We start from the raw sequence: 13723 nt of genomic DNA on the forward strand, positions 1-13723 counted from the left end.
AAAGGAGTTATTATGGCTGGAGATATCCAAGTTAATTTGCGCATCCCGCCTGACCTTAAACAAAAACTGCAGGAACAAGCACAGTTTCATGGTCGTTCTTTAAATCTTGAAATGAACTATCGTTTGGTCAACTCATTCTCCACACCCAATGACAGCTATGCAGACATCATCCAGAAGATGGATGAGATTGTCGCCCGTCATCATAAAACCAAGCGATTGAGTGCTATTAAAGAGCGATTAAATACCGTTTTGGTAGAGTTATGCAAAGTTCCAATGATCAGACAGCTTGCTCCTGCACGCATTGCTTATGAATTGGGTTATGAGCGTGCTGATGAGGTGATTCGCTGGTTTGAGGGCGATCTTGAGCCTACCTTTACCCAGCTTGAACAACTGGCAGATTATTTAGGTTGTCATGCCGCTTGGTTGATGTTTGATGAGGGTTGCCCTTACCCTACTAAAAACAAAGACTTTAGCAATTTAAATACCGTCGAGGCGGTGGTTGAGTTTTGTTTTGAGCCAGAGGTGGGATTTGATGAGGTTCAAAAGGTTTCATTTATCCGAAATAACATTCACACAGGTGAGGTGCTGATCATCAAGCAATTTGATCAAAAGCATGCTCAAGTCTATATCACCAATATCCATTTAAGTGATATTGTCGGTGCCACTGGTGCTAGAATGCAAGCTTTGTTTGTACTGGCATTAAGAGCTATTTGCAAAAGCAGTGAATACAAGCATCGAGCCATGAGTTATTTGTTTGATGCGGAGGTTTGTGAGCAATTAAAACAAGGCATGCAGCATCCACTAAAACTGATGGCACGCACAACCTTCATCCCATGGATGGATGATATTTGGGATCGGTATATGTACGAAAAACAAGATGCCGACTACTACTGGCACGGCTATCGGGATGTCTGCTTTAGAGTGCAGGCGTATATCAATGAAGATCCTAAGTTGAGAGCTTGTTATGACCAATCCAAGCCTTGATAATCAAAGCTTTTAAACAAAAGCGTGTCATGGTCATCCAATCAGTATTTAAAGTTACCCGATTGTAACTTATGAATTTGGTGATTGCAAGGGTTTTTATTTAGTTTTTATCATCATTGGATTTATCTTAAAAAAATTAAATGATTGTTAAATATATTGGTTTTATATTTGGCTACTTAGTAACCATCAATGTTCTCTTGTATTATAAAACCACAAATCATTGAAGTATGCAGAGTAGATTTTAAATAATGATAAAATAATAAAATTCTAACTTTTAAATAAATCAGACTTTATTTTTAAAATTATCAAATTATCTGTGATAATATCTGCCCAATATTACTGTTTTGTTGCTGTAAATTGGCAAGCTGGCAGATACGTTGGATGATTAAGAGTAGAATCTGGTCGTATAAGTGGGTGTATTATGAACCGTTTTTGTTATCGTGTGATCTTTAGTAAAAGTCTAGGAAGACTTGTGGTGGTTTCTGAAAAGACAAGATTGCAAGGTAAATCTGACAACCCAAGCGTGGGTGGTAGCACAACATCATCATCTGGATGGTGTTTGGGCTTTGGCTTTGACTTTGGCTTAAAAACTCTTTCGTTATCGCTTCTTCTTAGTCTAGGCTTGACAGCCCATGCCAACACCCCCACCACCATCATTGCAGATAAATCCGCCGATAAAGCCTTACAGCCGATTGTATTAAATACCGCAAGTGGTGTTGTTTCTGTTAATATCGCCACCCCCAATGCTCGTGGCTTATCCAATAACCATTACAGCCAGTTTGATGTGGGTAGTACAGGCGCTGTATTAAATAACAACCGTAAAGCAGTTAATACCCAAATTGCAGGCTTTGTGGCAGCTAACCCCTATATGGCTCGTGGGGAAGCTTCTACCATCTTAAACCAGGTTAATTCCAATAACCCAAGCCATTTGAATGGCTTTATTGAAGTGGCAGGTAAAAAGGCGGATGTGATCATTGCCAATCCATCCGGCTTAGTGGTCAATGGTGCTGGGTTTATCAATGCTGGCAATGTGCATCTGGCAGCAGCAAACAGTCAAGTTAATCACGGGCAGCTATTGGGTTATCAAGTCGGTGGCAATCATGCTGGTAAGATTGAGGTTAATGGCAAATTAAACCTACAAGGCACGGATTATGCCGCACTCATTGCCAAGACCGCCCAAATCAATGATGAGATTTATGCCGGCAAACAACTTGATGTTATCCTAGGTGAAAATCAGGTCAGCATCCAAGATGGCAACTTCAATCAGTTATCAGCCGTTCATCAAAACAATGATGTCAGCAGCACCAACCAAACAGGCACCGCCCCAGCACTGGCATTAGACATCTCACATCTTGGTGGAATGTACGCAGGTAAAATCCATCTGATTACGGATAAAGGGTTTGGGGTCAATAACCAAGGGGTCATCACAGCCACAGGTAGTGGACAGCAACTTGGCACAGGTACACTTACCTTGGATGGCCAAGGCAATCTTGTTAATACCGGTAAAATCCTAGCCAAAGATGCTGTCACCATCAACACCCATGATAACACCGCTCAAAACGACGGCACCTTGTTAAGCGAACAGGCTGATATTGCCATCAATACTGCAAGTCTTAATAACACAGGCATCATTCACAGCACCCAAACTGCCAAGATTGCAGCCAAAGAAGCGATTGAAAACCGTGGCAGTGTCTATGGCGGTGTTTTACAAGTTCATACGGATAAGCTTAATAACACCGGTCAGCTTATCCAAACTGGTACAGGAAAGCTTGATATCACCACCAATACACTCATCAACACTGATAAAGCGGTTATCGGTCAAAGCTTGTATGGACAAACCAGTATCCCTGCACCTTCTACCCCAAGTAGTGATCAGAGTGCTGGCAGTATCAGCAGTGAGCTGGCAGATAATACAGCAGGCAGTACAGGTAATGTGGGGGCAGACACACAGCCACCTGCTTTAAGTGACTCTGGTGCAAACACTCAAACCAAACCCATCCCAAATGCTCGTGGTCATATCATTGCTACCAACAGTATTCACAACACAGGCGATCAAGCACTCATCACCGCCACAGGTGATATTGGTATCAGTGCTGATAAAACCAGTAACACCAAGCAAGCATCGATTGATGTACAAAGCCTAAATACCAACACTCTTGTCAATACCGACAGTAAAATCGCCTTAGATGATATTAATTGGCAATTAAGCCGCTTTGATAACAGCAAAGGTAATATCACTGCCAGAAATGGCATGGCGATTGACAGTGGTTCTGATATGATTAATACAGGCGGTCAATTATCTGCTACTGATGCTGTGACGTTATCTGCTGTTGGCATGCTTGATAATACCCAAGGGGTGATTGTAAGTGGTGGTGATACTGTTATTAGTGCTGATGGTGTGAATAATCAGGCTGGTGCCATCATGAGTACTGGCCATGTATCTGTTGCCAGCAAAGATAAGTTAACTAATGATAAAGGCGTCATCTCTGCACAAGCTAATACCACATTGAGCGTTGGGACAGCATTGAGCAATCATGATGGCAATGTCTTTGGTAATCAACACCTAACCATCCATAGCCAAGATTTGACAAACAGCGGTCAGGTTTATGGGGGTAAAAGCACCACACTGACTGCCTTACGCACCTTGGATAACACCCAAGCAGGACTGATTGCCAGCGCTGGTGATACCACCATCCGTGCCCATACCATCACCCATGCCGGCAGCATCATTGCTGGCATGGACCGTGAAGGCAAATTAGGACAGCCTGCCAATCTTAGCATCCAAAGCACAGGCAATCTAGTCAGCACAGGCACACACATTGCCACCCAAGCGATGGTGATGACAGGCAACATGCTTGATTTAAGCGATAGTCATAGTGAAGCGGTTAATATCAATCTAAATAGCCAAACGGATGTCAATACTACCAATGCTACCGCCATTGCTGCTGATACACTACACATCAGCACACCTGGTCAGCTCAATAACACCCAAGGGCAATTGTCCGCCAAACAGTTGGTGATTGATGGCAGTCAACTCATCAACCATCAAGGCAATATCAGCCATAGCGGTACACAGGCACTGACATTAAGCTTCAATCAAGGTCTGGACAACAGCCAAGGCAGTATCAGCAGTAACAGCCAGGTACTTGACATCAACACAGGTACAGCCGCTTTAAATAACCAGCAAGGCAGTATTGCTCATACAGGCAGTACGCTTACTGTGAGTACGCAGCATCTAGGTAACCATCAAGGTAAGCTACTTAGCACTGGCAATCAAAGTCTTACGGTGGCTACAGATATTAATAACAGCCAAGGCGTCATTCAAGCAAGTCACTTTAGCATGGATGCCAAAGAGCTTAACAACCATCAAGGCAGCGTATTTGCCACCGATGAAACAGCACAAAGCCGCATTGCGTTAACTGGCAATTTAAGTAACACCAATGGCGATAGCAATGTTAATGCCGATACACAAGCCGCCACCATTACCACACTAGGCGCTTTGGCCATCAGTGCCAACACGTTGGATAATACAGGACAAATCAGCACCAAAACCTTAACTGTAGATGCTAATACCATCAACAATAGCGGTAGCATCAGCAGTCAAGAAGCGATTAGTATTCATGCTAAGGATGCACTGAACAACCGTGCGACAGGCAGTCTGTATGCAGGTACGGATTTGACACTACACAGCCAAGGACACCTCAGCCATCATGGTAACGCCTTGGTGGGTAATCGTTTTAGTGCCACTGCTGCCACGCTTGATTTGACTGACTCACACAATGAAGCAGACAGCATCAGTTATGACTCTCAAGGGGATATCACCCATCATAACGCCTCAAGCTTGGCTGCACAAAACATCCGCATCAACAATACCCAAGGCGTTTTAAGCAATCAAGCGGGCAATCTGACAGCTAAAACCGTAGATATCCATACTGGATCTTTACAAAATAGTGGGGTTATCACCGCTAAAGAGTTGACGATTAGCCAAACTAAGGATTATACACATACCAGTGATGATACCTTAATTGCTGATACGCTGACATTCACCACTCAAGGCAACTTTAGCAATCAGCACAACTTTGGGGCAACAGACAGCCTCACGCTCACAGCAGCTAGCATCCACAACCACCAAGATGCCACCATTACAAGCAGCAACACCACGCTACATAGCCAAACAAACATCACAAACCAAGGCTTAATTAATGGTGATACGACTATCGTTAAAGCCACAAACACCATCAATAACTTGGCTGGTGGTCGTATCTATGGTACACAACTTGCCATCCAAGCCGATACGCTGAACAATACGCCAGCAAAAGCTGTCAACCAACAAACCAATCAAGAAAATGACCATCATACAAGCCCTGTGATTGCCGCAAGACAGCGTCTGGACATTGGTGTCAACACCTTAAACAACAACCCCAACCCTGACAGAGCAGGTAAATTCAACGAAGACTTCGACAATCAAGCGTTAATCACAAGTCTTGGCAGTCTGCACATTGGCGGCAGTCTAGATGACAATCATCATGCCACAGGCAAAGCACAGACAGTGGTCAATAAAGGTGCGACCATCCAGTCTGGTGGTTCAATGGTGATTGGTGCCAAAACTTTGCTAAACACCAATGCTGATTTTAAAAAGCATACGGTTGAAGTGGTGGCAGAATCTGCCCGCAACCAAACGCTTTATCGTGCTCACAAACAAGCGGACACCATCCCCGCCGCCCAAAAAAGCACTGATGTTGCTGATTTGGGCAACAAGCCAATGGCGGGTTTATTTGACTGTCCTGAAGGTAGTGAGTGTATTGTCAATTATGATTATGACTCTACGATTTGGTCATACTTTAACATTACAGCACCAGCTGAGCCTGCACCAGTCATTGCTGTCGAAAACCGCTTGGACGAGCCTGACTTGCCAAAGAATGAAACCGCTGAAAGTTGTGCGTTGGCAGATGCAAGCAACCAAGCTTGTACACAGTATAATGAGGCATTAGCCAATTATACCAAGGCTATGGGTCCTTTAATAAAATGGGAAGCGGATAATGCCGCTGCCATTGAATCATTAGAGCTGGCTATTAGGGAATATAACCGTCAGTTTAACCAAAATAAAAGCGATGTTGATTTGGCGCTAAACATTTATACCACTGATGAAGCAAAGCTTGGACCAACCAGCCGTAAAGGCGCACCAGATGGCGCTTTATATGTCAAAAATGCCAATGGTGACTTTTATCGCCTCACTGAAGAGGTGGATGTCATTACTACTGACTTTGTCGTCTATGAAGATAAAACCCTAGCTTCTGACCCAGCCCGTATGGTAGCAGGACAAAATCTTGTCATACATGGCGATACCTTAATTAACGATAAAAGCCAAATGAATGCAGGCGCAGGCTTTGCAGTGATTGGCGATACTGTCATTCAAACACCTGACAATGGTCTGTATGGTGAAAAAACCAAAGTCACTGAAAATGGTCGCTTTACCCGATATAGCGTATTTCCCTCGGGAATTAACCGCCACAAGCGCAGAGCAATTGGTGGTGGTAGCTTTACGCAATCCTTTGCACCACTAGCAACATATGAGCTCCCCATCTTGAGCGCCACCATCAACAAACCCCCATCGGTCATGACAATTGACCAATCAGCCCTAGCCAGTGGTGATGTGGAGACGGTGCTTGCTGCTTTAAAAGCCAATCAAGCTGCCTTATCCCTTGATGCCCAGCAACAGCTATCAAAGCTACTTACTGACAAAGAGCAAGGACAAGCTGTTGATGAAGCAGTCTTATCAGAGTTGACCAAAGCATTGTCCCAAAGCGTTGATGCCAAACCAGTCTCTGTGATCAGTGCCGACTTCTCACAGCTGACCATCCCAAGCTCAGCCTTATACATCATCAACGCTGACGACCCTAATCAGCCATTGGTTCAAACCGACCCTGCGTTTACCGATTACAAACAGTGGCTTGGTTCTGATTATATGCTAAAAGCCCTACAATCAGACCCAAATCACATCCACAAGCGCTTATCTGATGGTTATGGTGAACAAGAGCGCATTAAAGATCAGTATTATCTACTGACAGGCAGACATATCAACACCGATTACCGCAGTAACGAAGAAGCCTTTAAACAGCTGATGGATAATGGCATCACTCATGCCAAACAGTTCGGCTACACACTTGGCACCGCACTCACCGCCGAGCAGATGGCAAACTTAACCACTGACATCGTGTGGCTGGTCAAACAGTCCATCACGGTCGCCGTCAAAGACAAAGATGGCAATAGCATCACCAAAACCCAAGATGTTCTGGTACCCAAGCTGTATTTAAGATCTGCCAATAGTGCGACAGGCACACTCACCCCTGATGGTAGATATGCTGCCATGTCTAGCAAAAGCATGGATATACAGCTGACTGGCAATTTGGATAACAATGGTAATATCATTGCCAAAGATACCGCAAACATCAATGCAAACAATATCACCAATGACGGCGGTGTTTATGGTAACTTTATTGCTGTCACAGCAGATAACACCATTGCCAATCATGGTACCATGTATGCAAACAGTGCCATGAGGCTTGATGCGGGCAACCAAATCATCAACGAAAGTCAAACAGCTACCCATCACAATAAACAAGGGCAAAGCGCTTCATCCAACACCGCCATCACACGCATCGCCACCATCCGTGTGGGCGATGGATTAAAAGACCAAACAGATGATAATGGCAACCCATTAACCACCCTAAACATCCACGCGGGTAACTATGTCCTAAACAAAGCTGCCAACATACAAAATGAGGGTGGCAATACCCAAATCACTGCCCAAAACGGCATCAACATCACAACTCTCACCACAAGCAATCACATCAGTGCTGTCGCTGATCCCAATAACTACTTTAACTACAGCCAAAGCACTGATGTGGGTTCAACCATCACCAGTGCTGGCAACTTAACGATAGCTACAACAGGCAAAGGGGCTGGTATCACCGTAGAAGGCTCAAGCTTGCAGTCAGGTGGCACAACTGCTGTTGTGGCAACAGGGGATGTTAGCATTAGCGAAGGTAGACAAACCGAGCGTGTAGAGAGTGCCAGTTTGCACACTAACCGTCGCTTAACGGGCAGTAAAACTGAGCGGTCTAGCTTTGGACAGTACAGTGACAAGAGTCTAATAAGTCAAGTTGGTGGCAATCAAGTTGTCATTCAAGGTGTAAACACCAGTCTAATCTCAACCGAAGTCTTGGCAGATAAGGACATTCTTATCAAAGCCGACAACCAGTTGCTTATTGGTTCTGCCAAAGATAATGCGAGCGGGCATAGCAGCCACGAAGTCACAAAAAAAGGCTTATTTGCCACTTCGCCAACTTCTGTCACATTGGGCAAACAACGCACCCAAAATCAAGCAGATGCCATGCAGACCACCTATACAGGCTCGCTGATCGGTACTACAGGGGGTAATGTTAGCCTAGTAAGTAATGACAGCCTTGTTATTACCAATAGCGATGTCATCGCCCAAAAAGATGGTGCTAATACCAATACAGGTAATATCTATATCCAAGCAACCGATGCCACCATCCAAAGCCAAAACGCCATCAGTGATAATAGCCATCGCTTTGCCCAAAAAACCACAGGGGTGACTGCCAGCGTCTCTAGCAGTCTTGTCAGCGAGGTTCAAAGCCTAGAAACCCTAAAAGAGTCTGTTAATGACACCGACTCTCGCAAAGCTAAATTGGCTGGTACTTTAGCAGCAGCTTCTAAAGTGCGTACGCTCGCCAAAGACCTAAAGGGTGGTAACCTTGGCTCCATCCGAGTTCAAGCCACTATTGGCTCACAAAGCACCAAGAGCCAAACCACAAGCCATCAAGAAACTAATGATGCTGCCAACCTTTTGGCTCAAAATAATCTGATCGTCAATCTCAAAGGCAAGGGAGTAGATTCAGATTTGACTGTCACAGGTAGCAACCTCACAGTAGGTAATAACTTCTACCAATCGGTAGAAGGCGATGTCCTTTACCAAGCCTCAACACAAACTGACACCCAAGACAGTCAAAACAGCAGTAAAGGCTGGGGTGCGGGTGTCTATGCCAGCTCTCAGATAGGTAGCGGTCAATCCAATCAAGGCTTCACCATCAATGCCAACAAAGCAAAAGGCAGTAGCAGTGAGACTACCACCACCCACACCAATACCCAAGTCACTGTTGGCGGTACAACTGTCAATGACATTGGTGGTAATCTTATCCTAGATGGCGCTAATTTAGATACCAAGCACCTAACTGGTACAGTTGGCGGTGATTTGCTTGTCAACAGCCGTCAAGATGGCTATCAATACACTCATGATCAAAAACAAGCAGGATTTAGTGCCGATGTTGGCTTTGATGGCAAACCCCAAAGCTTTAGTATCAATGGTGGCAAAACCGATGTAGATGCTGATTATGCGCAAGTCACCCACCAATCAGGCATCAAAGCCAATCAATCTACCCTATCTGTACAGGGACAAGGCAAGTTCACCGGTGGCTATCTCATCACCGATGCAGGTAAAAACCAAACCCAGTTTGCCCAAGGTATCCAAACCCAAGACATTGAAAATCACCTAAATTACGAAGGTGATGCTATCAGTGTCGGCATTGGTATTGGTGCAGACACCAGCAATCCAAATGGCAAAGCGAAACCTGCCCTACAAGGCATTGGTTATGGCACAATAGACCCAGTCAATAAAACTTCCACCACCCACGCTGCCATCACTGACCAAGCTGGACTTAGTCATATCAATACAGAGAACTTCAAACAAGAAGAAGTTCAAAACCAGCTTAATGAAATCATCACCAATGACTTCGATAAGGAGCAAGCGACTAAAGAATTGGATGCTCAGGTAACCATCACCCAAGCATTTGACGCTGAACGCCGTGCCATTAGAAGTGAATTTGCGAAAGAAGCGGAAGATTATCGTAAAAAAGCAGAAAAGCTATCAGATGACAATCCAGAAAAGTTCAGACTTGAACAACAGGCCCAAGATATCGAACAAAAGCTAAGAATCTTTGACAGCATCACATCAGCCTTGTACGCTCCTAACTCAAATGGCATCATAGGTGATGTGGCAAGAGCAGCAAGCCCTGAGCTTGCTTATCGGATTGGGCAGGAGTTTAAACGCAAAGACCAAGAAGGTTCGGCACAGCACTTACTGGCTCATGCCGTACTGGGTGCTGCGGTAAGCTATGCCACTGGTAATGACATCGCCACAGGAGCAATGTCAGGTGCAGCCAATGAAGCAGGCGCTAAGGTTTTAGCAAACTACCTATATCAAGGCAAAGATCCACAAGACCTAACCCAAGAGCAAAAAGACACCATCACAAGTATTCTAAATTTAGCCACTGCGACAACCATCTACACCACAACTGATGGCAGCACGACTGATGCGGTCAGCGGTGCTGAGATTGGGAAAGTTGGGATGGAGAATAATGCTAATATTTTTATCAACGGACATTGGAATAGGTATGCTGGCAATCTAGAGAAACTAACAGGTGGTCTTATCCCCAACCTTTCCCCTGCTGGCCCCGGTAAAGAAAAATATTGGGATTGGATGGGTGGTAAGTCTTTTGTACCGAGCGTTAAGGAATTTTTAGAATCAGAGAATGAAAGAGACATATTTATTGACGGTTCAAGCCTTGTAGGGATGGATCAAGATGGCAAAGATAGATTCAAACTAGGTTATCAAGAGGTAAATAAAAATATTGATAAATATAATTCTCTATTAAAGTCTCCTCACGAAACCTTTAAAATTATCTCACATAGTGAAGGTGGTGCATATGGAGCTGGTATGGCGAAAGCTTTAATAGACAAGGGTTATAAAGTTGAAACTGTGTTAAGCTTATCTCCCGATGAAGCGACGGATTATTCCGTACCAAGACAGCCCACCACTTATCAGATACACAGTAATTTTGATATTGTATCACCTTTCGCTGTGCCAAGAGGTACGGACTATGTGTTGCTACTGACAGATAGTAAAAATGTCATGGAAACCCACACAAGAACAGTTTCAACTGAGTCAATCAATAGGTTAAAAAACTATCTGAAACGGCTTGGCGGCGGAAAAAACTCTTTTTATGACAAGAAGGGAGGGATTAGAAAATATGAGTAATGCAAGCTTAAGGTTTTTAAGTTGGAGTTTTTTTCTCCTTAACTGCTTATACACTCCAATGTTTTTGATACAGCTGGGGGGTTTTTTATCTTCCCCATATATGGCTTGTGTTAGAGCACTGAAATACGGTAGGTTTTACGATTCCTTGATGAGTTATACGATCATTTTTGGTTTATTCGCCGTTTTAAATTTATGCTTTTTATGCATTATTTATTTGCTTAATAGAAACATAGTTGGTCTTATTATTAAGGATAATAAGAAAATTCTAGTTTTTCTAATCGTTCTTTCTCATATCATACTTTTGTATAGGCTCTGGATGGATTTTGAGAGTGATTGTTCAGTGTTCCCTGAGCTCGTAGGTTTAGTTTCCTAACAGCGCAACCCAACATTTTCAGATGCAACCCATTGAATTGTTTGATTTTGGGATTTGGTAAACCCCCAAATCCCAAAATCCGTTAACCACAACCCACAACCACCATCAAAAAGACCCAAACTCATGACACACACCAACCACTCATCTTACCGCATTGCATCCTTACCAACACGATTGGCACTAGCCGTCTCTTTGACCTTATGCTGTTCAGCTTATGCCAACACCCCTGAACAGATTGCCCATCAGCAAATCTTGCTTAATGAACAAAGACAAGCGGCTCTTAATCAATCATTGATGACGAGCCCTAGCGTACAAGTTGATGTGCCTGCCTTTGAGCCTGCCGCCAAGATGGATTCTGTTCATACTGACAATCAAGACAGCCTACCTTGCTTTGTCATCAACCAAATCGCTTATGCACCGCTTAGTGCTGCCGATGCTGGTTTTGCTGCTACTGGTAGCGTGGATTTAAACCAATTTGCCTTTGCTTTAGCACCATCAACACATGGCAAGAGCAGCGTACTGGGTCAATGCTTAAACATCAATGACATTCATCACATTGTCCGTGATGTACAAAACCGCTTGATTGAGCGTGGCTTTGTCACCACCAGAGTCTTTATCGGTGATCAAAACTTATCTGACGGTCAGCTTATCTTGACTGTCGTACCAGGTGTCATCGGGCAGATTAAGGCAGATACTTTAAGTAGCCCCAAACCTGTTTATACAGTTTATACAGACTCTGCAGGACTGCCTGCCAATTTTAAGACTGCTTTGCCTTTTAAAGATGGTGATGTCCTAAACATCAGACAGCTTGAAACCGCCCTTGAAAACCTAAAACGAGTACCAAGCTCTGATGCTGATTTTGCCATCATGCCAAGTGAGACTGGTAAGGTGGGAGCAAGTGATGTACTCATCAAATACGCTGCATCACAAAAAGTGCGTGGCAGTCTTAGCCTTGATGATTCAGGGTCAAAAACCATAGGTAAATATCAAGGCAGTGCTACTATTAGCTTTGACAACCCCACTTGGCATAATGACTTACTCTATCTGACCTACAGTCGTGATTTGGGTAATCGCATCAATAAAGACGAATACACCAACAAGACCGACAAAGGCGGCAGTAAAAACTATGGCATAGGCTATGTATTGCCTATTAAAAACACCGTCTTTAATGCCAATGCCAGTCATTACACCTATCATCAAACCGTGGCAGGGGTGAATCAAGATTATCTCTACAGCGGTGATTCTGATAACATCAGTTTAAATGCCAGCCACTTGGTGCATCGAGATGCCAAGAGCAAAACATGGCTTAATTTGGGCGGCTTTACCAAATCACAAAAAAGTTATATTGATGATACCCAGATCGATGTACAACGCCGCAAAATCTCAGGCTGGACGGCAGGCATTCGCCATGAGACATACTTGGGGCAAAGTCAGCTAAATACAGATGTCAGCATACAGCGAGGTACAGGAGCCTTTCATGCCTTGACACCACCTGAGAGTCTGTTTAACGAAGGCACGGCACGCACACCGATTTATAAGCTCAATCTAAACTTCGCCACGCCCATCAAAATGGGCGATAATTACCAAGCAGGTTATCAGGCAAATCTAAAAGCCCAATATGCCCAAGAAGCCCTAGTCCCCAGTGAGCGAATGAGTATTGGCGGACGATACAGCGTGCGTGGCTTTGATGGTGAGCGGACACTGTCAGGTGACATCGGAGCAACCCTTCGCCAAGATGTCAGCTTTCCCATCAAACAATCCAATCACAGCCTATATCTTGGGCTAGATGCTGGCAGTATCGCCATGCAAAACAAAGAACAAGACAAGCTACTGCTTGGGCATACTCTGGTCGGTGGGGCAATCGGCATCAAAGGGCAAATCAAGCCACTACGCCTAAACTACGACTTCTTTGCAGGACACCCCATCAGACAGCCTAAGTATTTTGGTGATAAAGATTGGGTCGGTGGGATGAGTTTGGGGATGAGTTTGGGGATGAGTTTTTAAAAGCAGGTTGATACCAAAACCATCAGTTGAGCAAATTGGCTTGGCTGGTGTTTTTTTTATGAAGTGATCAAATAAGAGTGGAATAAGTGGTCACGTGAAGAGTGGAATGTGCAAAATATCAAATTTCAACCAGTTAGCATGAATTGCAAATTTAAAACTTGCAAAGAATCAACCACATGCCAGATGTAGTAAGACCTAAATTATTTATGTTTTTGGCTATTTTCAACCTGATTTTGAAAATAGCC

At 44.1% G+C, this 13723-nt stretch carries 3 protein-coding genes; all 3 read left to right on the forward strand.

Annotated elements, in window-relative coordinates:
- Positions 1-984, forward strand: a 984-nt coding sequence (locus tag B0181_RS06130) for an Arc family DNA-binding protein (protein WP_078276633.1), incomplete at its 5' end; no start/stop codon positions are given.
- A 421-nt stretch (positions 985-1405) separates the two neighbouring features.
- The gene (locus tag B0181_RS06135) at positions 1406-11101 is read left to right on the forward strand and encodes a two-partner secretion domain-containing protein (protein WP_078276634.1); all 9696 of its coding nucleotides are present in this window, start codon (positions 1406-1408) and stop codon (positions 11099-11101) included.
- 496 nt (positions 11102-11597) lie between these two features.
- Entirely contained in the window at positions 11598-13478 is a 1881-nt protein-coding gene (locus B0181_RS06145) for a ShlB/FhaC/HecB family hemolysin secretion/activation protein (RefSeq protein WP_078276636.1), read from the forward strand.
- Positions 13479-13723 lie beyond the last annotated feature (245 nt).

Source organism: Moraxella caviae (genome assembly GCF_002014985.1).
GTDB classification, from domain to species: Bacteria; Pseudomonadota; Gammaproteobacteria; order Pseudomonadales; family Moraxellaceae; genus Moraxella; species Moraxella caviae.

Excerpts from the sequence above, each read along its gene's own strand:
- B0181_RS06135 (WP_078276634.1), top strand. The coding sequence starts at position 1,406 with ATGAACCGTTTTTGTTATCGTGTGATCTTTAGTAAAAGTCTAGGAAGA.
- B0181_RS06145 (WP_078276636.1), top strand. The coding sequence starts at position 11,598 with ATGACACACACCAACCACTCATCTTACCGCATTGCATCCTTACCAACA.